Annotated in this window: 25 protein-coding genes; 2 read left to right on the top strand and 23 right to left on the bottom strand. The window is 59.2% G+C overall.

Annotation, left to right across the window (positions count from 1 at the left end):
• Positions 1–2: 2 nt before the first annotated feature.
• The 4 genes from EDB95_RS09295 to EDB95_RS09280 form a co-directional block, all read right to left on the bottom strand.
• On the bottom strand, positions 3–1,229 hold the full coding sequence (locus tag EDB95_RS09295) for a GNAT family N-acetyltransferase (protein WP_133992907.1): 1,227 nt from the start codon (positions 1,227–1,229) through the stop codon (positions 3–5).
• A 17-nt stretch (positions 1,230–1,246) separates the two neighbouring features.
• The gene (locus EDB95_RS09290; protein WP_133992905.1) at positions 1,247–1,747 is read right to left on the bottom strand and encodes a DinB family protein; all 501 of its coding nucleotides are present in this window, start codon (positions 1,745–1,747) and stop codon (positions 1,247–1,249) included.
• Positions 1,748–1,826: 79 nt separating this feature from the next.
• The gene (locus EDB95_RS09285) at positions 1,827–2,867 is read right to left on the bottom strand and encodes an LIC11966 family surface protein (RefSeq protein WP_133992903.1); all 1,041 of its coding nucleotides are present in this window, start codon (positions 2,865–2,867) and stop codon (positions 1,827–1,829) included.
• A complete protein-coding gene (locus EDB95_RS09280) occupies positions 2,864–4,807 on the bottom strand; it encodes a S41 family peptidase (RefSeq protein WP_133992901.1) in 1,944 nt (647 codons plus the stop codon). Before EDB95_RS09280 ends, EDB95_RS09285 begins: the two co-directional genes overlap by 4 nt.
• Positions 4,808–4,855: 48 nt before the next feature.
• Here EDB95_RS09280 and EDB95_RS09275 point away from each other — a divergent pair, with 48 nt between their 5' ends.
• Positions 4,856–5,767, top strand: a complete 912-nt coding sequence (locus tag EDB95_RS09275) for a hypothetical protein (protein WP_133992899.1) — start codon at positions 4,856–4,858, stop codon at positions 5,765–5,767.
• 3 nt (positions 5,768–5,770) lie between these two features.
• Here EDB95_RS09275 and EDB95_RS09270 read toward each other — a convergent pair whose 3' ends face one another.
• Together EDB95_RS09270 and EDB95_RS09265 are read right to left on the bottom strand one after the other, a co-directional pair.
• On the bottom strand, positions 5,771–6,304 hold the full coding sequence (locus tag EDB95_RS09270; protein ID WP_133992897.1) for a YbhB/YbcL family Raf kinase inhibitor-like protein: 534 nt from the start codon (positions 6,302–6,304) through the stop codon (positions 5,771–5,773).
• Between the two features lie 73 nt (positions 6,305–6,377).
• The gene (locus EDB95_RS09265; RefSeq protein ID WP_162852531.1) at positions 6,378–7,238 is read right to left on the bottom strand and encodes a helix-turn-helix transcriptional regulator; all 861 of its coding nucleotides are present in this window, start codon (positions 7,236–7,238) and stop codon (positions 6,378–6,380) included.
• Between the two features lie 87 nt (positions 7,239–7,325).
• Here EDB95_RS09265 and EDB95_RS09260 point away from each other — a divergent pair, with 87 nt between their 5' ends.
• Positions 7,326–8,177, top strand: coding sequence for a PhzF family phenazine biosynthesis protein (locus tag EDB95_RS09260; protein ID WP_162852530.1), 852 nt, complete (start codon positions 7,326–7,328; stop codon positions 8,175–8,177).
• On the opposite strand, the gene EDB95_RS09255 is transcribed toward EDB95_RS09260, so the two are convergent.
• From EDB95_RS09255 to EDB95_RS09175, 17 genes are all read right to left on the bottom strand, one after another.
• Positions 8,163–10,553: an ABC transporter permease gene (locus EDB95_RS09255; RefSeq protein WP_133992890.1), complete on the bottom strand. Its 2,391-nt coding sequence runs from the start codon at positions 10,551–10,553 to the stop codon at positions 8,163–8,165. The two genes, EDB95_RS09260 and EDB95_RS09255, sit on opposite strands and share 15 nt — an antisense overlap.
• A 55-nt stretch (positions 10,554–10,608) precedes the next feature.
• A complete protein-coding gene (locus EDB95_RS09250; RefSeq protein WP_133992888.1) occupies positions 10,609–11,412 on the bottom strand; it encodes a metallophosphoesterase family protein in 804 nt (267 codons plus the stop codon).
• Positions 11,409–12,596 (bottom strand): alpha-D-ribose 1-methylphosphonate 5-triphosphate diphosphatase, encoded by a 1,188-nt coding sequence (locus EDB95_RS09245; RefSeq protein ID WP_133992886.1) that lies wholly within the window; start codon positions 12,594–12,596, stop codon positions 11,409–11,411. Before EDB95_RS09245 ends, EDB95_RS09250 begins: the two co-directional genes overlap by 4 nt.
• Positions 12,597–12,649: 53 nt before the next feature.
• A complete protein-coding gene (gene phnE / locus EDB95_RS09240; RefSeq protein WP_133992884.1) occupies positions 12,650–13,459 on the bottom strand; it encodes a phosphonate ABC transporter, permease protein PhnE in 810 nt (269 codons plus the stop codon).
• On the bottom strand, positions 13,456–14,250 hold the full coding sequence (gene phnE, locus EDB95_RS09235; protein WP_133992882.1) for a phosphonate ABC transporter, permease protein PhnE: 795 nt from the start codon (positions 14,248–14,250) through the stop codon (positions 13,456–13,458). The genes phnE (EDB95_RS09240) and phnE (EDB95_RS09235) overlap by 4 nt, the downstream gene beginning before the upstream one ends.
• Entirely contained in the window at positions 14,231–14,995 is a 765-nt protein-coding gene (locus tag EDB95_RS09230; RefSeq protein WP_133992880.1) for a phosphonate ABC transporter ATP-binding protein, read from the bottom strand. The genes phnE (EDB95_RS09235) and EDB95_RS09230 overlap by 20 nt, the downstream gene beginning before the upstream one ends.
• Before the next feature lie 2 nt (positions 14,996–14,997).
• A complete protein-coding gene (locus tag EDB95_RS09225) occupies positions 14,998–15,915 on the bottom strand; it encodes a phosphate/phosphite/phosphonate ABC transporter substrate-binding protein (RefSeq protein ID WP_133992878.1) in 918 nt (305 codons plus the stop codon).
• Positions 15,912–16,547, bottom strand: coding sequence for a DapH/DapD/GlmU-related protein (locus tag EDB95_RS09220; protein WP_133992876.1), 636 nt, complete (start codon positions 16,545–16,547; stop codon positions 15,912–15,914). Before EDB95_RS09220 ends, EDB95_RS09225 begins: the two co-directional genes overlap by 4 nt.
• Before the next feature lie 3 nt (positions 16,548–16,550).
• Positions 16,551–17,402, bottom strand: a complete 852-nt coding sequence (locus EDB95_RS09215) for a hypothetical protein (RefSeq protein WP_133992874.1) — start codon at positions 17,400–17,402, stop codon at positions 16,551–16,553.
• Positions 17,395–18,660 carry an alpha-D-ribose 1-methylphosphonate 5-triphosphate diphosphatase gene (locus EDB95_RS09210; RefSeq protein WP_133992872.1) on the bottom strand — a complete coding sequence of 422 codons (1,266 nt, stop codon included), beginning with the start codon at positions 18,658–18,660 and terminating at the stop codon, positions 17,395–17,397. The genes EDB95_RS09215 and EDB95_RS09210 overlap by 8 nt, the downstream gene beginning before the upstream one ends.
• Positions 18,661–18,693: 33 nt before the next feature.
• Complete coding sequence (gene phnL, locus EDB95_RS09205) at positions 18,694–19,407, bottom strand: phosphonate C-P lyase system protein PhnL (protein ID WP_133992870.1); 714 nt, start codon at positions 19,405–19,407, stop codon at positions 18,694–18,696.
• Positions 19,404–20,240, bottom strand: coding sequence for an ATP-binding cassette domain-containing protein (locus EDB95_RS09200; protein WP_133992868.1), 837 nt, complete (start codon positions 20,238–20,240; stop codon positions 19,404–19,406). The genes phnL and EDB95_RS09200 overlap by 4 nt, the downstream gene beginning before the upstream one ends.
• Positions 20,237–21,121, bottom strand: a complete 885-nt coding sequence (locus EDB95_RS09195; RefSeq protein WP_133992866.1) for an alpha-D-ribose 1-methylphosphonate 5-phosphate C-P-lyase PhnJ — start codon at positions 21,119–21,121, stop codon at positions 20,237–20,239. Before EDB95_RS09195 ends, EDB95_RS09200 begins: the two co-directional genes overlap by 4 nt.
• Positions 21,118–22,299, bottom strand: a complete 1,182-nt coding sequence (locus EDB95_RS09190; protein ID WP_133992864.1) for a carbon-phosphorus lyase complex subunit PhnI — start codon at positions 22,297–22,299, stop codon at positions 21,118–21,120. The genes EDB95_RS09195 and EDB95_RS09190 overlap by 4 nt, the downstream gene beginning before the upstream one ends.
• Before the next feature lie 11 nt (positions 22,300–22,310).
• On the bottom strand, positions 22,311–22,982 hold the full coding sequence (gene phnH / locus EDB95_RS09185) for a phosphonate C-P lyase system protein PhnH (protein WP_133992862.1): 672 nt from the start codon (positions 22,980–22,982) through the stop codon (positions 22,311–22,313).
• A gap of 1 nt (position 22,983) precedes the next feature.
• Entirely contained in the window at positions 22,984–23,403 is a 420-nt protein-coding gene (gene phnG / locus EDB95_RS09180) for a phosphonate C-P lyase system protein PhnG (RefSeq protein ID WP_133992860.1), read from the bottom strand.
• Positions 23,404–23,531: 128 nt separating this feature from the next.
• The gene (locus tag EDB95_RS09175; protein WP_133992858.1) at positions 23,532–24,242 is read right to left on the bottom strand and encodes a response regulator transcription factor; all 711 of its coding nucleotides are present in this window, start codon (positions 24,240–24,242) and stop codon (positions 23,532–23,534) included.
• Between the last annotated feature and the right edge of the window lie 195 nt (positions 24,243–24,437).

Below are 24,437 nucleotides of genomic sequence, written 5' to 3'. Positions count from 1 at the left end.
CCCTAGGCTTCGCCGCCCAGCATCCGGATCATCTCCTTCCGGCCGAAATGATACGCCCATCCCAAAGCAACACCTTGGTATTGCTTGTCAGTAATACTAAGATCCGGTCCCGCGGCCAGCGTATAGCGGAGCAGTTCCACATCTCCCCTTTCCACGGCGGTATGCGCGAGGGTAAGTTCCCCGTCGCCGTAGCGCAGGTTGACCAGGGAAGGATCTGCCGACAACAGGGCGACAAAACGATCCTTCCAACCCAAATCCCAGGCATCGAGCGGACGGAGCGGAACACCTTGGTCCAACAGCCAGTCCACGGACGCCGGTTGCCGCAGGTGGACCGCCAGTTCCAGCAAGGTCATACCATTGGAAAGTGGCCGGGAAAGGTCATCCTCAGAAACGGCCAAGCCGTCGGGAGCGCCGCGGCCGATGGCTTCTGCAAGCGCAATCATCTCCGGCGTATTGTCCAGCCACCGGTCGTTCATCAACCACCACGTCCAGCCGTCACCGATCGAACGAAAACCGAGTTGGTTGTAAATGCGTCTTCCATCCCCGGAGGCGTTGAGCGTGGCATACCGGTACCCTTTGTCCCGCGCAAAACGGCAAGTGACCAGCGTAAGCGCCTTACCGATCCCCTTGCTGCGGTACGCCGGTAGGACGCTGACGTTGTACAACCCCGCGACGTCCGTGCAAAGCACCCCGCTTTGACCGATGATCTTACCGTCGATGCGCGCGATAAAGCGTTGCGTCAGCGCCTCGCCTTCCTGCAACAATACCTCGGACCATGCATACGGCAGGTCCGCAACACCGCTCAAAGATGTGACCTTGTCCGCCGTGATCTCCAACCCGGGAGGAAAGGTGACCTCTTCGCGGAGGTCTTTGTCGAGGTCGGCCACCATCCAGTGCGGACGCCAGCCGGGTTGAAAGCCCCTCGCCAGGAGACGGACGCCAAGGTCGGCGGGCTCGGGCGGGTCGAGCGACCAACAGCCCGCGGAAGTGGGCGGCGCGTCCCGGAATGCGTCCATCAGCAGGTCGAGATAAGGACCGGCCTCCTGGCCGGGTAGCCGGGGGAACGCGATGTTGGACCGCTTTCCCACCGGCAACCAGGTCCAGACGACCGGTCCGGTTTGCCGTTCTTCCCCGCCCGCCTGTTTGGCCTCCATACGGAAGTAAACCCTATGGTTGGCCGCAATGGCTTCCACCAGTTGTTGATCCGTGGCGTCGTGAAGAACCGTCATGTCTTAAAGATACACCATCAGAAGTTCCCTTCGTCTGCACTCGGACCGTAGCTCCCGGGGATGGGGACGTCGAGCAGCCGCAGGAAAACCCCGAGCTGGGCGCGGTGGTGCACAATCTGGCAATAGGCCATGCGGATGACTTCCGCTTTGGTTTGGACGGAGACGGCGTGCCCCTTGGAAAGCAAGGTCCATTCCTTGGCGAGCTCGGCTTCTTCCGCATCCGCCAGGTGGGACAGGCCGCCGGACAGTTGCTCTTCGAAATAGGACGACAGTGCTTCGGGGTTTTCGGCCACGAAGGGTTTGTAGTCGTCGTCCTTCCCAATGTCCAGTTGCGACGTGGTGAGGGTGATGGTTACCCAACCCGGTATTTCGGCCACATGGGTCGCCAGGCGGCCAAGGGTCATGCTTTTCGGGTGGGGCTGCCAGTTGAACTTGTCGGCCGGTACGCGGGAAAGCATGTTACGGGTGGTCCGGGCTTCGAGTTCCATTTCCTTGGTCAATTCGAGTAAGGTGGTCATACTGTTGTTGTTTATGACACAAAGGAAATGGCCCCCGCTGACAGCCTTATGTCAGCAGGGGCCAGGAAAAATTTTTATGTTAGGCCTTATAGTGCGGCATGTGCGCATCCATAAACGACTTCTCCGCATTATTCCAGTTATCCGTCAGCGTCTTCCGGTCGTTGTTCATCTGGGTGCCCTGCTGGTTGTACGCATTCACGCTGGCGTTGACATCCTTGACGGCGCTGTTGTAGGAGTCGATGTCCTGCTGGGTCCGGCTGCTTTGGGGTTTGGCGTCCAGGGCGGCCTTGAGTTTTTCAAAATTGTCCTGTTTGAGGTAGAAGTCTTCCACTTTGGGGAGCTCTACTTCGGCCATGTGTTTGTAGGTCTTCAAGGCCCCGGCGCAGGCGACGGACAGGGTAGCGTCACCTTCGAACGCGCGTAGGGTGTCGAGGGCCTTTAGTCCCTCCGTGGCAAAATTATCCAGGGAGTTCCGGGACTGTTCGATATTCTTCAGGTCCTTTTTGTTGATGGCCTTGGTGATCTCTTCGTCCTGCCAGTTGCACTTGAAAAACAAAAGGAACACCTCGTTATAATAGTGATTCAGTTTTTCGGCGACGCCCATCTTTTGGGAAAGTTCACTCGTCCCGTTGATCAGGTGGATCGAATACTTGGCGGCAAAGGTTTTTTCCGCGAGGTCCATGCTGTCGGCGGCGGACCGGATCCGTTCGTTGGTCTTTTCCTGGAGAAGGAGGTACGCCTCCATCTCGTCAAAGGACTGTTCGGCGATCTCCTCCATATTGACGATATGTGCGTAGTCCTCATTAAAAACGCTGTAACACAGCTTGACATAATCGATGCTGCTTTGGCGCAGTGAATTGTCCCCTTTGAAATAGGGAAGGCCGTTGATCTTATACCGGCAATCGGTGATGCTTTGCAGTGTTTGCTGGCGCATCTTTTCGATCTTGCGGGCGCGGTGGCTATGGGCCGTGGCGCTCAGGTAGGCCATATAGGTCTTGTTCATGTCCGTCATGGCGGTGGAAATGGCGTCCATGTATTTACCCGGGTCGGAGCTCAGGTCCTGGGCCTTGAGCGCAAGACCCATTAGGGTAAGCAGCAAGCAAAGTAAAATTCTATTCATTCTGTGGGGGATTTATGCATTTGACAGGCGACCCTGTACGCGGCCTCCATATAGGGGTCGCCCTGAAGGGCCTGCCGGATTTGGTCGGTGGTGGTTTTTAGCACGAGATCCGCTTCCAGCCACTTTTGCTCATCCTTCGGACCGGTCATGACGAAGGTGGAGGAATGCGTCCCCGGTTTGAAAAGCCCTGCCGACTCCATCGCCGCAACCACGGCCTGGAGCGGGGCTTTGGCCAGGGGGGGATACGGCCGGTAGTATTTGTTGGGCGCGATCGTGCTGTTGAGGAGGGCCCGCGGTTCATCCGCTTCGCGATGCTCGATCGCGCCAGCCGGGGCAGGCAGTACGACGTCGGGTTGTACGCCCAAAGCCTGTACGCTGGCACCCGTGACCCGGTAAAGACGGCTCACCGTCAGCTTTATGAAATTTCCGCTGTTTTGCAAGGACGCGCCGCCATTGAGGTCGATATTGGTGTCCAGGGGCAGAATGACCTGGGCGGTCGCCTTTCCATACGTCGGCGTCCCTATGATGATGGCGCGGTTATAATCCTGGAGGCTGCCCGCGATGACTTCGGAGGCCGACGCACTATACCCGTTCACCAGGAGCAGGAGGGGACCGTCAAAAACCGTCCCGCGATTGACGTCCCGCAGCACGACAGGTTTTCCATCCTGGTCTTTGGACTGGGCCAGGGGGCCCGCGTCGATAAACAACCCCGCCAGGTCGATGGCTTCTTCGAGGGACCCGCCGCCGTTATACCGGAGGTCCAGGATCAACCCTTGTATGTTTTCTTTTTTGAGTTCGAGGATCTCCTTGGCGACGTCTTCCGCGCATCCTTTGTCCGCCCCCTCCCGGCTGTCCCAATCGGTATAAAAGGCGGGCAGCGAAATATAGCCGATGTTCTGGACGCCCTTGAGCACCCATCCCTTGACCTTGTCGAGTTCCAATCCCTCTTCCGGCGCTTCCTCCTTGCTGAGGCTGACCTGGCGGGTTGACCCGTCGGCCTTTTTGATGGTAAAGGTGGCTTCGTCGTGGTTGCTGGCCTCCAGGATCGTATTGACTTCCTCCAGGGTGGCGTCCGTCAGGTCTATAGGTTCTTTACCCGCCCATTGAATAGCGGTCAACTGGTCCCCCTTGCTAAAGACCCCGGTCCGGAACGCCGGGCTGCCGGCCTGCACCCGGTCGATAAACACCCCATTTGCCTGCTCCTTCATGGCAAACCCGAACACAAACCGCTTGCCCCCCAGTTCTCCTTCGAACTGTTCCTTCAAGGTGCTGGAAAAGAATTCCGTATGCGGGTCATAACAAGAGGCCAGGGCATTACAATACGACAGGTCGAGCATAGCCGAAAGACCGCCCGGACCCTGGGTCAACCCGCGGATATTCCGGCGGACCATGTCCCTTACCCTTCTTCTTTCCTTTGGCTCGGTGTCATTCCACCCGCTGTCGAGGTCCCTTTGCAGATAGGCCATTTCCGCCTCCCCCATCAAGGCGGCCAGCTTTGAACGCATGCCCACCAGGTTCAGCGGGGCGCTGGTATCTTCAAGGGCATCGCCCTTGTAGGTATAATGCTGTTTCATGGGCACGTCGCTGATCAGGGTCACCAGGGAATCCGCCTGGCGGATGCGCTCCCTGTAGATCCCCGTTACCAGATCTAGGAAATCCGTCCGTTCGGCCCTGACCTGTTGATCCAGTTGCAGGCGGAAGGGTTCCAAACGGATCAGGTCCCCCCGGAGAAAGAGAAAGTGTTCGGCATCCAACCCATGCAAAAATTGCTCGAAAAAGGCCCGGGAAAAGGCCCCGTCAAAGGGCCTGGGCGCGGCGTGGTACTTCTCCGCCATCCGTGTGATCATAAAGGCGCTGACGGCCACGGGCCGGGGCGTTTGGGCCATCGGGGCGAAGGGCAACCACACCAGTAAGCAGACGGGAAAGACAAGCAGTTTCATCCTGGATCAAATATAAAAAGAGTATCTTACCATGCCAAATCGCCCGACATGTCCGTTCCTCGCCAAAAGTTAATACTGCTTTGCCTTTCCCTTTGGATCACGCTGAACGCCCACGCCCAACAAACCGGGCATGACACCGGCGTGTTGCAAGTCGGAATCCAAACCGGCTACCGGTCCGAAAACCTGCGCTGGTCCATCGCCGGGAACCTCCAGGGCCAAGACCCCAATATCTATTCCGAACTGATCTGGAAAAGCGTTGACGGTTTGCTGTGCGCGGCCGACGTCCGGTGGAAGGTCTACCGTTCGCTGGAGCTGCATGGTCATTTTTCAATGGCCACCATCAGCGGCGGCCGGGCCACGGACACCGACTACCATGGCGACAACCGCACCGATGTTTCTTATTATGGCTATTTTGACGCGGGGGAAGGGAACCTGCTCTCAGGTGACATACAACTCGGGTATCGCCTGAACCTGGGTCCCCGGATCGTCCTTATCCCGGCGTTTGGCTATGGCGGAGACCAGCAAAACCTTTACCTGAAGGCGTATGAAGGAAACGCCCCTTCCACGCTCAACAGTTCGTACACCGCCCTCTGGAAAGGCTTCCTAGGTTCCATGACCGCACTGATTCCCTTTGGTAACCGCTGGGAAGTCGACCCCTCTATCGCCTATCACCAGGTGGTTTTTGACGGCACCGCCGACTGGAACCTGATCACCACCTTCCAACATCCTGTCAGCTTCCGCGATCACGCCAACGGGTTTGGCGTGGTGCCCGCCTGCGAGCTTCTTTACCATCTTCGCAGCCACTGGGCGATTTCGCTTCACGGGAACTATGGATGGTGGAAAACGGGGCTCGGGGTGGACAACCTCTACCTCTCCAACGGGACCACCTCCCTCACGCAGTATAACGGTGCCCGCCGCACCGGCGGCGAGGCGGGCATCGGGTTCCGGCTGACGCTTTAAACACTACTGCTGCCCGTACATCACAATCGACGCTTCCGCCAGCATATTAAAGTGGAGGTTAAACCCGACAAACGCGGGGCTCGCAGAAGCATCGAGGTTGAGCTTGTTCTTCAACGCATAGACCGTGATGAGGTACTGGTGCGGGGTGCCGGGAGGAGGACAGGGGCCGCCGTAACCGGGTTTGCCGAAGTCGGTGACACTTTGGATGGCGCCGGCGGGGAGGAGGCCTTTGGAGGCGTCACCGGCACCGGATTTTAGTTCAAGCACGTTAGCGGGGATATTGAACACGACCCAGTGCCAGAAACCGCTACCGGTGGGCGCGTCCTTGTCGTACATGGTGACGGCGAAGGCCTGGGTACCCGCGGGGGCATCGGTCCAGGACAGTTGGGGAGAGACGTTGTCCCCGTGACAGCCGAAGCCGCTGAAGAACTGGCGGTTGGTGGCCTGACCGCCGAGCTCGTTGCTCCGGAGGGTAAATGTCTGGGCCTGGGCGGCGACGCAAACCATAAGAGACAACAGGAAGAAAAATTGTTTCATAAGTAAATGATGTTTACGCAAAGGTACCCCACCCGAAAAACGGGCGCTATACCGGAACAGTCATTTACTATCGCTATAAGGTCATTTCCTGCGGACGCCAGGCGCCGGGGGTGACGCCGAATTCCTTTTTAAAGGCCTGTACAAAACTGCTGAGGTTCCGGTAGCCAAGGTCTTCGTAGATCTCGCTGGCCTTCCGGCCGTGTTCCCCCAAAAGCCGCGCGGCGTGGGCCATGCGCCGTTCGTGGAACCACCGGATCGGGGGCGTGCCGAAAAGCTGTTCGAATTTCCGTTTGAATGTGGACTGGCTGACATGGCAAAGAAAAGCCAGCTCTTCCAGGGTGAGGTTGTTGTGGATGTTGTGTTCGACCACTCTTTTCAAGAGGCCGTCTGCGTCTTCCTCGTCCAGACCGGTGACGAAGTCGGGAAAAGTAGTGGGATAGGTATGGGCCAGGTAGAGCATCAGCTCTTCGAACTTTAGCGGGAGCAGGGCGTCGGCCAGCGTGGTGGCGCCGCTTTCCAGGCGCAACAGGGCGGCCACGAAGGAACGGACAAAATCATCCTGGTCGAGGACGAAGGCAGCCTTCCGGAGACCGGCCGGCCTGCGCCGGAAAATCGTGGGGTGCTTTTCGCGGAGGGCCGCCACGGCAGAGGAGGTAAAGGAAAAAAGCAGGCTGCTGTACTGTCCATCCCGGGGGGCACGTTCCATCATGAGACAATGACTGATGGGAAAAAGCAACGCCTGCCCCGGGTCGATATGGATCGCATCTTCCTGCAGGTATACGTGTTTCTCACCGGAAAGGAGAAAGCTGAACATCGGGCGCAGGAGTTCGACGGGGGTTTTGAAGGGACGCTCCGAAGGACTGCGGTAATGGTATACCGTCAGGTCCCGGTTTTCCCAGGACGCCAGGTGGTCGGGGACGCAGAAGGTGGTCATGGTACAAAAATACGAAACCATCTGTTATGCAATAATATTTCAATTCTGCATCTGTTCTGTCATGCAAAAGAACCGGACCTTTGTATCATGTATATCCCCTATTACCACGCAGACGTATTTACGGAAGTGCCCTTTTCCGGGAACGGCCTTTCGATTTTCCTGCCGCCCGTGGAGCTGCCCGCGGACCGTATGTTGCGGATCACCCAGGAGATGAAGCAGTTTGAGTCCATTTTTGTGCGGCCCCGGCCGGAGGGGACGCTGGTCGACGCCCGCGTCTTTACGGTGGAGGAGGAGCTGTCTTTTGCCGGTCATCCGTCTATCGGCGCGGCGGCGCAGTTGCATGCGCTCAACAGGGCCGGAGAAACGGAGGCCGGCTGGATCTTTATTTTTCCTCAAAAATCCTTACCCATTGCCACGAGGAAAACCGACTACGGCTACAGCTGCACAATGAACCAGGGGGAAGCGGAATTCGGGGAGCCGCTGCCCGAAGCGGCGGGAAAGCCGGTGTTGGAAGCATTACAAATAGACCCGAAAGACCGGGACGAAAAATACCCCCTCCAGGTGGTCTCCACCGGTCTCCCCTACCTGCTCGTGCCGCTGAAACGGAATTTCACCACCGCAAACATCGGTGCGGAGGGGCTCTCGGAAATGCTGGAAGCCGTGGGCGCCAAGTTCATCGGTCTTGTCGACGTCGACGGACGCTCCATGCGGACGGGGGACAACCTCGGGAAGGTGGAGGACATCGCCACAGGCAGCCTGGCGGGCCCCGTGGGCGCTTACCTGGTACGCCATGGCGTGGCGGCTCCCGGTGAAGAAATCGGGCTTGTCCAGGGCGTACACCTTGGACGCGAGAGCCGGTTATACGTTACCGTTAGCAGCGACGTGATCGTCCGCGGAGGTGTGGTGCTCCTGGCGGAGGGACGGCTACTCTGTCCGTAGATTTTTGACAGGGTTCATGAGGGCAGCCGCCACCGCTTTGATACTGACCGTCACCAGCGTCAACGCCAGCGTCAGCACACCCGCGAGCACAAAAACAAACACGCTGAGGCTCGTCCGGTAGGCGAAGTCCTGTAACCAACGGTGCATGGCCCACCACGAGAAAGGCAACGCCACCAGAAAGGCGATGCCCGCGAGGCGGACGAAGTCCCGCGACAGCAACAGGACGATCTGGCCGACGGACGCCCCCAGGACCTTCCGGATACCCACCTCCCGGACGCGTTGCTGGGCGGCATAAGAGGACAGGCCAAACAGCCCCAGACAGGCGAGGACGATGGCGATCCCGGCAAACAGGTCCAGCGCCTGGCCCAGCCGGATTTCGGACTGGTACATCCGGTCGTAGTCTTCATCCAGGAAGTGGTATTCAAAGGGACGGTAAGGGACCAGGTCCTTCCATTTGGCAGCAAGGGCGGCGATCATGGGCGACGGGTCGCCGGACCGGAGCTTGAGGAGCCATTGGTAGCTGTACGTCGTTCCGGGGAACAGCACCAGGGGTTTGATGGCGTCGTGCATGGACGCGAAGTTGAAGTCCCTGACAACCCCTTTTACGATCCCGGCCTGCTGGCTTTCCATATACATGCGCTGGCCGATGGCGGTCTGCGGTGTCCAGCCCAACTGGCGGGCCGCCGACTCGTTGAGGATATAATGATACAACTGGATGCTGTCGGGCAGGGCGGCTTGCTGCATATCCTGGTGCGTCAGGTCTTCACCGGCTACCAGTTGCAACCCCACGGTCTTGACATAGTCCTCGTCGATGGGATTGGCGCTGACCGCGATATTCTGGCTGGCCGGCATGGCCGCCGAACGCATGGTAAATCCGCTCACGATATTGATCGGCGAATTTTGGGTGGCGGATGCGTGGAGGACACCGGGAACGGAGGTGAACTCGGTTTTGAACAAGTCAATTTTATCACGCATCCTGCGGTCCAGGGGGAGCACCAGGACGTGGTCCCGGTCGACGCCCATGTCCCTGTGTTGTATGTAGTACAATTGCTTCCGGACCACGACGGTGGATACGATCAGGAAGACGCTGATGACGAACTGGAAGACGATCAGCGACTGGCGCATCCACTGCCCCTTGTCGGTATGTTTAAATGACCCCTTGAGGACCTTCACCGGTTGAAAACCGGACAGCACCAGGGCGGGATAAGCGCCGGCCGCCAAACCAACGCAAGCCATAAAGCCCAACAGGGTGAGCAGGATGGAAGGCGAATATAGTGCCGACGTCGGCAGGGCGGTCCCGGTCAACCCGTCAAAAGCCGGCAGTACAAGCGCCGCCGCGAGCAAGCTCAGCAAAATGGACACACCCGCAAGCATCAGCGACTCCCCGATAAACTGCCAGAACAACGCCCGCCCGCCGGCGCCCATGACCTTGCGGACACCGACCTCGCGGGCCCTTTCCATCGAACGCGCGGTCGACAGATTGATGTATGTGAAACAAGCAATCGCCAGGATCAGGAGAGCGACGCCACCCAGGACATAGATGTACGTGATGTTGTTGTTGGGTTCAAAACCACCGTATTCGGAAAAAAGATGGACGCGCCGCATGGGCTCCAGGGTGAAGTTAACGGTGGCGCTCGTCCCTTTCATCTCCGATTGCATAAAGGCCGGCAGCTTTGCCTGGAGCGAAGCGATAGCCGCGGGGCTCTTCAGGAGCAGGTAGGTGGTATAATTGGCGTTCCAATACGTCTTGTCCTGGTTGACGCCTAAGGAAGAAAAGGAACACAAAAGGTCAAACTTGATCTGGGAATTCGAAGGACAGTCCTGGATAATCCCGGTGACGAAGTAGGGGATCGTGTCGGGCCCCACCTTGAGCATCTGCCCGATCACCGGGCCATCCCCAAAATATTTCCGGGCGGCGGTCGCGGTCAGGAGCACCTTGTGGGACCCGCTCAGCGCGGTATGGGCATCCCCGTCCAAAAGCCGGAAGGAAAACACGGTCAAAAAAGAAGAATCGGCATACATAAACCGGTCCTCCGAAAACTGTTTGTCCTGGTAGGTCACGACCCTTTTAGCTTCCTCCATCCGGACGGCCGACGCTATCTCCGGAAACACCCGCTGAAAGGTCGTGGCGACCTTGGTGCTGGTATAATTACCCGTCTTCGATTCCTTGCTCCCGTTAAAGGCATACTCCATGATCACCCTGGCGATCCGGTCCCCGTTTGTCTCGAAGCCGTCATAACTAAGCTCATGGAGGATATAGACAGTGATCAGCAGACAACTGGTCAGGCCGATGGTCAAACCGGTGAGGTTGATGACCGTGGCGAGGGTGTTTTTCCGGAAGTGCCGGAGGGCTATCTTGAAGTAGTTGAAAAGCATAACCGAGAAACCGCCAAAGCCGTGCCCTTTTGAATATAAACTGACGCACAACGCTTTAGAAACCACTCATCGGAAATACGCTGTCCGGTTTCGATACACTGCGCACGCTCTCTTCCAGGGACACTGCCTCTATGGTGGACGCGCCGGTGTCTAAAATCAAATATCCATGCCGGAACTGGCAGCGCGCGATACAAGGCCCGTACAGATAGAGCAGGCCGGACGGCAAAGGATAGGTTCCGAAACCCTTCCGGGCCAGGTATTCCCCGTCGCAAAGGCTGACGCCCTCGAAGTGCATGTGTCCCGATATGCCCAGGCTGCACCGCTGGCGGCGTATAAAGCTGAGGTGATCCAGGAACTCGTCGGCCTGCTTGGGAAAATAGGTCCCCAGGCCGTGCAGGTCGGGATAGGCAAAGTGGGAAAAAAGAACCCTGCGCCCGTCGTAGGACTGCTGCCAGGTTTCGGGCAGGGCGTCTAGGTAGGCCCGGTCTTCGCGGGTCAGCAGGGAGGGCAGTTGCACGTCCTCGTATAGAAAGACGCTGTTACCGGACAAGGCCTTGCGCTCAAAAAAATCCAGCTCGTACCAGTTATCGGGGAAGGCAAACGGCCCCTGGTACACCGGGAGTTTTTTGATCTGGTAAAGGTCGTTGTTGCCGATCACCACCCCCTGGCAGTTGGCCCGGACCATGGCAATGCATTCGTGGGCGCTCCGGGTGTCCAGGTAGTGATAGGTATTGACCTTGTACCCCACGATGTCTCCCAGGCAAATGATTTCGGTACACCCCCGCTGTTCCAGACACCGCAGTGCTTTTTTCAAAGAGACGGCGTCTTCGTGGATGTCACCGATCACGCCGACCTTCATAGGGTATGGCTTTCGATGGTGTTGATCGCGCCCGTCAGCGGACGGGCCTTTTCGGTATAGTCAGCGGCCATTTTACAAACCCCTTCGACCCAGACCGAGGTTACGGAGGCAAAGGAGCGCTCGCTTTGGAAGGCGACGAGGTCTGCCTTCAACCCGACCGCAATGCTCCCGATCTCCTCGTCAAACCGGAGCAGCCGGGCGGGATTCAGGGTCACCATATTGACGGCCTTGCTGGGGGACATGCCTTCGTCGATCATCCGGACAACGCTGCCCAGCATCGTCGGGAAGTGATAGTCGCTGCAAAGGATATCCACCAGGTCTTCCTCCATCGCATCCACGCACGCGAGGTTCCCGCAGTGTGATCCGCCCCGGTAATAGTTGGGGGCCCCCATGCAGACCCACATACCCAGCTCCTTGGCCTTCCGGGCCGCGGCCAGGGTCGTCGGCATCTCGGCGAGAACCGACCCGGAGGCATGCGCCTCCAGGATGTGCGCGACCGTGGTATCATCATGGCTCCCGATGACGCATTTGTCCTTGAACGCCTCGTAGATCAGGTGTCGGTGATTGATCTCCCGGGCTTCCTGTATCTGGGCCAGGAGCTTGTCCCGGGTCACCTCCCAGGACGTGCCGTGTTCCTTCATCCGCATCTCGATCTGCTGGTTCAGGGAATACTGGCGTTCACCGGGGATATTTTCGTTAAAGATGACCATGTACAAACTTTCCAGGAGCGCCATATCGGACAGGTGGTCCAGCAGGGCGTGCGTATTGGGGTCGATCCGGGCGTGGAGAAAATGACGCAGGAGCAGGCTACCCCTCACCTCGTCAAACTGGCGGGCCATACAGATCGCCTGTTCGAAGTTCCGGCCTTTGCTTTCGTTGTCTGAAAAACTGATCGCGCTGAACACGGTGGTGATCCCGCAACTCGCCGCGCGGGCGTCCAGGAAGTGGAGGGCGAAGGGCATGGGAAAAGAAGCACTGGACCGGGGATGCAGCTCTTTTTCCAGGTAGTCCGTATGGATGTCGATACAACCGGGAATCAGCCAGGCACCCTTCAGGTCGTGCCCGTCCCGGTAGAATTTGTCCTTGTGAATGGCAGCAATCACTCCATTGTCGATTTCTATGGACCCGGTAAAATGCGCGCTAGGGGTAACTATCTGGGCGTTGGTCAGGAGCTGGGTGTTCATCTGAACGAATATCCCTTAACTATATTAATGGTAGGTTAGGCCTCCGTAAAGATTTAGTGAAGTTTTGTGTGTTGGCGGTGGCGCCCTCTGCCGATCAGGCGCCGGCGAAGCCCGTCCGACAACTTCTCGGTCAGGACGATCAGCAGGACGATCACGCAGATCAGCGCAAAGGCGTCCCGGTAGTGCAACACCCGCATCGCCAGGAAAAGCTGGAACCCGACGCCCCCACCCCCGAAGATGCCCAAACCCACGGCCGAGCGGACATTGACATCGAACGCATAAAAGAAGTTGGCGGTCAGGGAAGGCAACACCTGTGGCAGGATCCCAAAACGGATCACCTGCCAGCGGGTGGCGCCCACCGAAAAGATGGCTTCCGCCGGTGCCTTTTCGGTGGCTTCGATGACCTCGGTAAAAAGCTGTCCAAAGGTCCCCATCGTGCTAAGGACCAGGGTCAGCATACCCGCAAAGGCCCCCAACCCAACGGTCACCACGAAAATCAGCACCATCACCAGCGACGGTATAACCCGGACGAGGGAAACCATAAACCGGGCAATACCCCGGATCCAGGGGTAAGGCATCGTATCCTTTGCCGTCAGCAGGGCGCAGCCCACCGCCAGCATACCCCCGGCCAGGGTCCCTAAAAAAGCCATGGACAAGGTCTCCAGCACGGAAAAGGCAATCGTTTTGTCCATCCAAAGGAGGGAGAAGTGCGGAGGACTCATGCTCCCCGCCAGGTCGACGACATAATGGAATTCTGTAAACAGCATACCGGGGTTCACCCCCATGTACACAAAGGAAGCCAGCAGGATCAGGGCCAGCAGGCTGCTTACCGTGGCCCGCTGTAGAAACAACCGTGCTTTCATCGGGGCCTCCCTTTTTGACGCACACGACTGCGCAGGTACACAGAAATCCGTTCGGAAACAACCACCAGCACCAGCACCAGGAGGAGCGCGGTGCAGGCCCGGTGAAAGTCCAGCAAGGCAAAGGACCGGTATAGTTCATGCCCGATCCCGCCCGCACCTACCGCGCCCAAAACGACGGACAGGCGGATGCTCAGCTCGAAACGGAAAAGCGCATAGGACACCACGGTCGGCAGGACTTGCAACAGCACACCGTAATACATGACCTGCACCTTGCTGGCGCCTACCGCCTGGATCGATTCAATGGACACCGGGTCCACTTCCTCGATGGCGTCCGCAAACAGCTTCCCCAGCATGCCCACGGCCCCGATCACCAGGGACAACACCCCCGCAAACGGCCCCAGCCCAAAGGCCGCCACCAGGAAAAGCAGGATGACCACTTCCGGGAGCGCCCGCTCCAACCCCAGCAGAAAGCGCACGCTTTGCCGCAACCAGGGCGGCGCCACGTTGGACGCCGCCGCCAGACCGAACAGCAGGGCCGCCAGGGTCCCCAGGAAAGTCCCCACCAGGGCGATGAGCACTGTTTCCAGCGCGGGCTTCAACAATTCGGAAAAGGCGCCCACGTCCGGCGTCAAAAGGTTTTTGAAATACACCAGCCCGCTGCCCAGGCCTTTGTACAACAGGTCCCAGCGGACCTTGCACACCACCGCGGCCCCGGCCGTCAGCAAGGCCATCCCCGTTACAGGCAACACGCCTTTCCGGTAGCGCCGGAGGCTATAGTCGTGTAGGCTCATGGTGTTCTATTTGGCGCAATTCCTCCCCGTAGATATCCACCAACTGTTCCTGTGACAGCTTCGGGTCCCCGTCATAAATGATCCGCCCCTCCTTCAGGGCAATGACCCGGGTACAATAACGCGCCGTCATCTCGGGCTGGTGGAAAACACCGACGACCGGCATGTTCTCCGCGAGCGGACGGATCAGCTTCATGATCACTTTGGCGTTGCTTGGGTCCAGGTTGGATATAGGCTCATCCGCCAGCAGCAACCCCGGTTCCTGAAAGATCGCCCGCGCGATCGCCACGCGTTGCATTTCGCCCCCGCTCAGGCTACCCACACGCGTCCCCGCCAGTTGCGGTATTTTCACTTGCTCCAACGCCTGCAAGGCCGCGTCCGCCTCTTTGTCCGTAAATCCGTAGACAAGACTCCGGAGCGTATTGATCCGGCCCAGCCGTCCCACCAGGACGTTGTCCAGGGCTGTGAGCCTTTTGACCAGGTGATACCCCTGGAAGACCACGCCGATGCGCTGCCGGAGCAACCGCAACCGGCGCTTGGACACCCGGCAGATATCCTCGCCCTCCAGCAATACCGAGCCCGCGTCCGGTGTCATCAATCCGTTCAGGCAACGCAAGGTCAGCGTCTTCCCCGCGCCACTCGCGCCCAGGATGCCCACAAACTCCCCCTTCCGTACCGAAAAGCTGATGTCGTCCAGGAGCTTCCGTCCCCCCGGCAGGGTTTTCGAAATATGACGTACTTCCAGCATGGCTATTGTTTGTCGGTGGTGATGTCCCCTGCGTCCTTCATCAGCTTTCGCAGCCCGTCAAAGGCAGTGTCCGATATGGCCATATACCCCAGGCTGTCCGCCTGTTTCGGCTGGTACCGTGCAAAATATCCCTTGGCTGCTTCCGGAGCGTCCCGCTGCATGTTGATATAGGCTTGTTTCACCTTCTCCGCAAACTCAGGATTGATGTCCGTCCGCATCGCAATCGGGTTTTCCACGATCGGGTCCGAGGTCCACAGGATCGTCAGGTCCTCCGGCTTGATGGTATTCTCCCTGATGAGCTTCTGATAACCATACTCAAACGAACACCCCACGTCTATCTTACCCGACTTCACGCTCAACATCGACGCCACGTGCGACCCTGCAAACATCGATTCCTTAAAGGCCGTTTTCGGGTCGAGGCCGATGCTGTTCAGGTAGGCCGCGGGCACCAGGTGCCCCGACGTCGACGCCGGGTCCGCAAAACAAAGCGTCAGGCTGTGCGACCGCCTCCGGACGTCTTCCATCGAATGAAGCCCCGTGGACGGGCTGGTGAAAATAATGCTCCGGTACATCGCCGGCTTCCCGTTGAGCCCCGCCGCGACCAGGGGTATCAGTTTTTGTTTTTGCGTGGCCAATACATACGGGAAGGGACTCAGATAGGCCATGTGCACTTTTTTGGTCAGGAGCGCCTCGATCACCGACGTATAATCGGAAGACGTCAGGAACTCCACCGGCCTCCCCAGCTTGCGCGACAGGTATTCTCTGATCGGGTCCAACACCCGCGTCTGTTCCCCGGGGTTATCGCCCTCATAGATGCCCACCAGCAGCGTGTATGGCACACCGTTCGCATCCAAAGCCTGTTTGGAACGGCACCCTGCCAGCGCGAGCAGCACTATGGCAGCGCCTATCAGCTTTTTCATACGTATTTTTTTAAAAAGGTTTCCAGGTCCAGCAAATCCTCAAAGCGTTCCTCCAGCGTTGCCCTGTCCCATTCCCACCAATGACTCTCCAGCAGACGTTCGACGATCGGGTCCGGGAAGCGCTGCTTTATGACCTTTGCGCTCACCCCCACCGCGACCTGGTAAGGGCCAATATCCTTCGTCACCACCGCTCCCGAACCCACGATCGCGCCCGTCCCGATGGTCACCCCCGGCATGATCACCGCCCCGTGCCCGATCCAGACGTCATGTCCGATGCTACAGGCATGGTCCTTCCGCCACTGGAAAAATGCCTCGTCATCCTTTTCCCCCAAGCCATACTGCCGGCGCCGGTACGTCAAATGGTGTTGCGTCACCCGCCACTGCGGATGGTTCCCCGGGTTGATGCGCACATGGCTGGCAATCGAGCAATACTTTCCGATGTCCGAATAGATGATCTGCACGTCCCCCGCCGTATAGCTGTAATCTCCAAAAGACGAGTCCACCAGAGAGGTGTGCGCGCCTAAGTCCGTCCACGCGCCCACGCTGCTGTTCCGGACGACGCATGTCGGATGTATCCTCGGTTCCTCCCCCAGCTTTTTGTCCGGCTCGGGAAAACGGTCAATGTGTGGCATGGCTTAAAGAATATATTGAGGAAAAGTGGGTCGTCTCTCGAACGCCGACAGGTTTTCGTATCGCCGGAGTTCCGCCGGAGCGAGGTGGAATACCGGCCTCGCCGCGAACATCGCCTGGTTCAGGCTGTGCACCGCCGCCCCCAGTTCCTCCCGCTGCATCGTCGTTAAGTCTGTTTCCACGTACGCCAGCGTGACGTGCCCGATAAAAGGGCGGGTGCGCCGGACGTCGAATGCCCTTACGGCCGGGTCTTTGTAAAAGTGTTCCCTGAAGTGGAGAATTCTTTGGTAGGATTCCTCTTCTTCGAAGACACCAAGGACGCCGAGGGCGGTGCCGAAGATGGAGAGGCCCGCCAGCGGCATGCGGATGGGGGCGCCTGGCTCCGGCTCCGCCTTCGCGGCCCGCGGCCCCGGGGCGTCTTCGGCGGTGGCTGCTGCCACCGCGGCGCCTGCGAACCGCGGGATCCGCGCGAAGGCCTCGGCCACGCGCTGCGGATACGCCCCCTCCAACCCCGGGCGGGCGATGTGCTCGATAAACCGGTCCTCCGACAGCGTGTTCGCGATCGTCTGGTGAAAGCTCGACGCGGGCAGAAAGTACAACGATTCCCCCCACGGGCAGTGCTCCCAAAGGGCCGCCTGCACCGACTCCAGGATACCCGGGAGGTCCTGGTTCAGGGGTTCCCTGTCTACCATCGAGACCACCGCAAAACCCGGGTACGGCAGCGACACCCAGCCACGCCCGTTCCGGCGGTAGTGTCCCGAAGGCTGGAGCGTCAGGGCCCGGGTCAGCAGGTGCTCCGGTTCCAGTTCCCGGTACTGGCGGGCCGTATATTCGTCAAAGGAAAGATCGTTACTCATCGCCGTTTTGTTTATATGCCGTCGCCAGCACCACCGTGCCCCCGACCATCGTATGCGTGACCATCGGTATTTGCTCCTGAAGCCGGACCAGGAGGAGGTCCGCCCGTTTGCCCACTGCCACGCTCCCCGTTTCTCTCTCCAGCCGCACCGCCCTCGCCGGGTGCAGCGTAGCCAGGTTCACCGCCTCGTGCAAGGGCATCCCTCTCCGGTGATGCAGCAGGAACACCGAATGAAGAATGGACGCCGGGTAATAATCCGAACAGAGAATGGCCACCGCTTTTTCCTGCACCGCCTCGGCCATATTCAGGTTACCCGACAAAGACCCACCCCGGAGGATGTTCGAAGCACCGCCCGCCACGTGCAAGCCCTTCCGCGTTGCGTGCCGGGCCGTTTCCATATTGATCGGAAATTCGCTGATGGTCACCCCCAGCGCCACCATGGCATCCACCTTCTCCGGGCTGTCGTCGTCGTGAGACGCCACCGGGATACCCCGGTCCACCGCCCGGCCGATCATCGCCGCCAGCCGTTCCCCCTCTATGCGCGGCCGCTCCGTGCGCTCCCTGAATTCCTCTTCCAGTTGCGCTTCCGTCTTACCCTGCGAAAGCATCGCCTCCCGGAAGTGTTTTTTGCTAAACTGCCCCTGGCCCGGCGTATGGTCCATCACCGAGAGCAGCGATATGCTTCCTTCGTCCAGCAAGGTCAGGCAGTCGTCATACGCCTCCACCCCGGAGAGCTCGAAACGCAAATGAATTTTATTGTTCAGGAGCGTCGGCCCCGCCGCCGCCCTTATCACCTCCCGGAAGACCGTCGCCCGGCTAAAGCCGCTCCGGGACTGTTTCTCCGCCACTTCATAGCCCAGGTGCATGGAGTGAAGAACCGTCGTGATCCCGCAGGCCGCCATCTTCCGTTCCAGCTCCCGGAAAGCCACCACCACCGGGATGTCGGCGCCCGGGCGGGGGACGATCTCCAGGTCCATCGCGTCCGTATGGATGTCGATGATGCCGGGCATGAGGATGGCGCCGTGGGCGTGCCATTCGGCAGGTGCGCCAACGGCGCCCACCGCCGTCGTGTCCGCGAGCCCATTCGTCGCGGCCGGATCGCCGGGCGCGCCCGCCGCGGGGCCCGCTGCCCCGGCGTGGCGGAAGGCCTCCATGGCCCCGATCTCGGCGATGACGCCTCCCCATATACGGACGAAGCCGTCCGGAATCACCCCTTCGGGGGTTACGATTTGTGCGTGTGTGATTAACCAGTTATTCATGTCGTTCTATTGCATTGCTGCGCCGTGGGCGCTCTATAATACGTGTACCGATGGTCCGGCCAGATGGCCGGCATGGAGGTGGAGCCTCCTGTCTACCAATTTTTCCAACGTGTATTCATCGTGGGAGATGCACAACACCGATGCCCCTTCGTGTTTGAGCTCGCGGATCAGGTCAACGACGGTGTCCTTTGTCCGGGCGTCCAGTGAGGCTGTGGGCTCGTCGATGAGCAGGAGACGCGGCTGGGCGATCACCGCACGGGCCACGTTGATGCGTTGTTGTTCTCCCCCGCTAAAGGTGACGGGGTAAGCATCCCAAAGACCCTGGGGCAAACCCAGCCGCTCCAGGAGCGCCATGGCCCGCTCGCGGGCGGCGGACCGGTCGCGGAGGACACCGTACAGCGGTTCCGCGACGACGTCGAGCGCGGAGACCCGGGGGATGACGCTTAGAAACTGCGCGCAATACCGGATCTCGGAACGGCGAAGCCCGATCATCGTGTGGTCGCTGGCACGGACAAGGTCGATCCACCCACCCCGGGCGGCATACCGGATCTCCCCGGAGGTGGCCAGGTAGGTGCGGTACAGGCACTTCATCAGGCTGGACTTGCCCGAGCCCGACTTGCCCGTCAGACCGACGATCTCCCCTTCCGCCACCGTAAAATGAATATCGCTGAGGGCTGTGATCTCCTTCCCTCCCAGGATGTGGAGCACAAAGGATTTGTAAAGGGCGTTGACTTCGATAACGTTCATAACAGGGAGCTGACTAAAAGTTGGGAATAGGCGTGCTGGGGATCCTGGAGGACCTGGTCGGTCAGACCGCTCTCCACGACCCGGCCGTTTTTCATGACCAGCGTCCGGTCGGTGAGCATGCGGATCACCGAAAGGTCGTGAGAGACGACGATCATCGCAATCCCCAGCTCCTGCTGCAGTTCGCGGATCAGGTCCAGCACCTTTGCCTGGACCGATACGTCCAGACCCGTCGTCACTTCATCCAGGAAAAGCAGGGGCGGATTGTTCGCCATGGCTTTGGCAATCTGGACGCGTTGCTGCATCCCCCCGCTGAAGGACGCGGGCGGATCGTCCATGCGCTGCACGGGGACTTCGGTCTTCTCCAGGAGAAAGGCCGCCCTTTCCCGGATGCGGCCCACGTGCATGTGCTCCGCCATGATGAGCTTTTCCGCGATATTACCACCGGAGGAAAAACGAAAGTTGAGCCCGTCCCGGGGATTCTGGTACACCATCCCCATCAGGTGGTTGCGGATGTGCCGTTTTTGCTGTCCGGAAGCGGCCAGGATGTTACCGCCTTCATACGGCCGAAACAAAGCCTCCCCCATCGTGGCCTCGATGTCGAAATACAACGTACGGACCACCGTGCTTTTGCCGGAGCCGCTTTCTCCTACGATCCCCAACACCTCGCCCGGGTACAGGTCGAAGCTCACCCCCGCACAGGCCACGATGGCATCCGTGTCGGGGCATATATTGGAATTGACCTCCGGCCCGGTCCGTTCCAGGGTTTCCGGACCCGGTTCCCCGTACACCTTGGTCAGGTTCCTGACCCTAAGCAGCGGATGGTTCTCGTTCATAAGATATAAGGGTTGCTAAAGGGTGTGATGGGTATTCCTTGTTCGATTTTGTCCAGGAAATTACTGTCGTTGATGACATGCTCTCTCGACCCGTCGTCCAGGTAAAGCTCGTCCAGAAACGCCCTTGTATAGTGCGTCTTATAACAATAAACATCCTTGAACTGTTCGATCCGGAACTTGACGTCCTCGAACTCCAGGGGTTCAACCGTCGTAAAAGGAGGAACGGCATACAACCTCTTTTCGCGGCCCGCCCCAAAAAGATACAGCGTCTTCGCCTGGTGGAGGTTGGGCACATCCCAGCGGGGGATCGGACTGGGCGCCATGATGTACCGCCCGTTCACCTTGACCGGGTAGCCCGCACCCAGCATAATGTCCCCGTGCCGCACAATCGACTCGTACAAAGACACCCACATCTTTGCGTAGTCCGCCTCCCCGTGCATCTGGCGGGTCTTAAACTCGTACCGTTCCACCCCCCGGAGCGGCTCCGGCTGAGGCACCTGGAAGACCATGATCTGTTGCTCCGTCAGTTCCTCCTCCGTGATCCGGTGCCGCGTCTGTATCAACGTCGCCTCCTTTGTATCGTAGGTCGTCTTGCAGTCGGTCATCCGGTGTACAAAGTCGCGGAGGTTACACGCATTGACGCTGGCGTCGCTCCCCTGGTCGATGATCTTAAAGACGTCGCCGCGTCCGATGATCGCCAGCGTGACGTGGAGTCCACCCGTGCCCCAGCCCCGCGCGATGGGCATTTCCGGGGAGCTGTAGGGTACCTGGTAGCCGGGAATGGCGACCGCCTTCAGGAGCTTGCGACGGATCTCCTTTTTGGTCGACTCGTCGATAAACGCAAAGTGATAGCGGCGGGCGTATTTCGTATTCTCGATCATGCGTGTGCGGGTTTGGGGTCAAGGTGCGGCGCGGGAGCGCCGTTCGGGGTCGCGGCCGTCGCGGCGGCGGCGACGCCGCCGGCCACCGCAGCCTCGGCGTTTGCCCTATCGATGGCCTGGCGCAAATTGCTGAGGCCCGCCTGGAAGGTCACGTAGTGCGGGAGCTTGAGATGGTTCGTAAACCCCATCGACTCGATGCCCTCGGTATGATACAGCACAAATTCGGCGTCGTTGGCGGGAGAGGAGGTGTCCGGGCTGCGCATGGCCCTGTCCAGGATGCCCATGCAGATCGCCTTGGTGTCGTTTTGGCCGAGGCAAAGGCCATAGCCGATGGCGAAATACGGGGCCTGTTTCTTTTTGGAGACCTTGATCGTCGAGACCATTTCGGCTTCGGTGAGCGGGATCTGACCGATGTGGCGAACGCGGCCCGAGGGGTCTTTGACGCGCAAGGGCACCGTGCCGTACCGGAGCTCGCCCACGGTGGGGTGGGTCGCGCCAAAGCCGCGCATGCTGCTATAACCGAGCGCCATAAGGCCCCCCGTTTCCGCCCGCGACAACATCTGGAGACGCGCGGAACGGGGCGCGGGGAACGTAATGGCCTCGCGGGTAATATCCTTTAGCGTCCGGTCTTCGGCATTGCCTACGGGTTGGAGGAGTCCTTCGCGTTTGAGGAGGTCGATCACCTTGTCGTACGTACGGACTTCCGGCAGGCGGGTCTTGTCTATCCTGGCGGCGAACGTATTCAGGAAAGCCTGGAGGTCGGTCTCCGTTTCGTGCACCATCCGGGTATCGAGCAGCCGCTGGCTATAGTCCCGGGTGGGCCCCAGCACCTGGCCGCCGGGGATCTCCCGGAAAGAGGCGGATATTTTCCGGCGGACAAACATTTCCCGGGTATTGACGGTTTCGGAATAATACCGTCTTTCCATGGTGGTGATAAACGCCCGGAGCATAAAGGCAGCCTCGAACACATCACCCTCGGTTTGTTTTAGGGCGATGGCGGCGTATTCGGGGGCGTACAAGCCGCCTTCGCCCATGACCTTGTCGACCCCCAGCCTTTGCTGTGTCATGATCTGGGGCACGGACAAGGGCGGCGTTTGCGCCTGCACCCTGTAGAATTCCACCAGCTCTTCCGCGTGACGGATGGCATCGGTGCCCCCTTTTACAGCTACATATCCCATAATATCTTAGTTTAATCCCATTGAACTTTGGTGCTTCTGGGTATCGCGGCGATCCGGCCGCCGGCGTCGGCCAGGATCAGGTCGATCCCGAGCGGGAATTCACGGTTTTGCTCTCGCAGGGTCTCCAGGAATTCGGCAGTAAGGCCGAGGACGGACAGTTCGTTCACCCGTTCGATGCCGGGGCCAGTGAGCGACAACACGAGCGCCGCTGTGGGGGCCGCGTCGGCCGCAGGGATCGTGGAGGCCGCCGGGTGCGGTGCCGCCGCAGGCGCAGCGGCGGCACCCACCGAGACCGCGACCCGCTCCACGCAAACGACGACCGTCGCTCCCCCTTCGGGATACGTCAGCGTCCCCGTGCGCGCCTGCGCAATAAGCGCAGCGGCCTCTCCGTCGACAAGAAGCGCACCGCCGACGAAAAGAAAGTCCGCGTCCGGCGCGTCCGACGCCACGGCGTCGGTATTCTCCCGTAGGTAGTCCTGCCAAAGCGGCGACGCGAAAAACGAGACGTCGGCGTTGAGAAGCGCGAAGCCCACGAGGGCGGCTGCGGGATGCAGCCCCTCAGGCGGGTGCAGGCCGGCGATGGGCAGAACGCGCACCGTACCCGGTCTGGCCATGCAATCCAATAAGATCCGGAAGTGTTCCTGGGCGTCAAAAACGCTGTCGTACATCAGCTCTTTGTGCATATCAGTCCTGTTCCATGAGTTTGAAATCCACCTTCGTGCGCTGTATTTGCGCGTGTTCGATCCGGCGCGCTTCTTCTAAAAACGCTCCCTGGACCTCGACAAATGCCTGAATGGGCGCGACGCGGTCGCCGCCGAGGAGCAGGGCGGCATCTATAAAGGCGATGCAATAGCTTCGAACAGGTTCGTCTCCTAAGCAGATGCCGTAACCGGTTTGTCCGTCGAGGACGAGGGCGGTTTCGGTGACCAGCGCCTCGCCGAGGTAAAAGGGTTGTCCTTCTACGGAATCTTCTGCACAAATCATCGTCGTGGCCAGGGTGGGATAACGGGCGATCACCACGGTATAGAGGGGTTCCAGCGTCCGGACAAAGGCCTCCAGGGCATCCAGGGAGCAGGCACAAAGTATCTCGTCGGGGGTATGCATGGGTGGTTGTTGGATGTAAAAGTAGCCGCGAAATATTTGGCAGCCGTTAGGGTGAGGGCGCGAATTTGTTAGTTCCTCATTACGCCACCGCGTATGCGAAAAGCCCAAACAGAACGCACATGAATGACTCACAGCGCCTTTTCGTTGAGCCGGTATCCCACCGACCGCACGGTCTCGATCCCATCCTTATAAGGCCCCATTTTTTTGCGAAGCCCCGCTACCTGTACATCGACGGAGCGCTCCGCCGCGAAATAATCCATCCCGTTGATGCGCTCCATGATCTGGCTGCGGGAAAATACCTTTCCGGGTTGCTTGGCAAGGAGTTCGAGCAAACGGAACTCCACGATGGTGAGGTCGAGGGGCGCTTCGTCAAGGTAGGCCTTGTAGCTGGCCAGGTCGACCTTCAGGCGGCCGCGGGCGATGGTCTCGCGCTGGTCCTGGCCGGTTTGTAAAAAGGCGTCGCCCGCCTTGCGGCGGAGGATTTTTTTAACCCTGGTGAGCATTTCCTTCATGCGCACGGGTTTGGAGATATAGTCTTCAGCGCCCACCTCCAGGGCGGTGACAACGTCGATCTCCTCGTTTTTACAGGTCAGCATGACGACGGGGATGTCTTGCGTGGCGGTATGGTGTTTCAGGTTCCTGCAAAGGTCGAGGCCGTCCATTTCCGGAAGCATCCAATCGGTGATGACGAGGTCGGTGTTTTCCCCGGTGATGTATTTCAAGGCATCCACCGCGTTGAAAAAACCTTTTACGTCGTAGCCTTCGGCGGAAAGGTTGTATCTCAACAGCTCGACGGTATCCGGGTGGTCATCTATGAGCACCAGTTTTTGTTTCTTCATTCCCCGATAATAAAAACCTAATATGACCGGATTTTTAGGGAAATGTTAAGTATAGGTAAACAAAAAGTAAACAAGCCGCTTTATTACAGTTTGCTAACCATTATTGAACAAGACACACATAAACCGGGGCGCACAAAGAAATAATCAACTCCTAATACAAGCCGAACGGGGCTGCTGGAATTTCGGCCATCGCGG

This window comes from Dinghuibacter silviterrae, assembly GCF_004366355.1.
In the GTDB taxonomy this organism is placed as follows: domain Bacteria; phylum Bacteroidota; class Bacteroidia; order Chitinophagales; family Chitinophagaceae; genus Dinghuibacter; species Dinghuibacter silviterrae.
The sequence above is the reverse complement of the archived record's forward strand: the minus strand, read 5'-3'. Positions and strand labels throughout refer to the sequence as shown.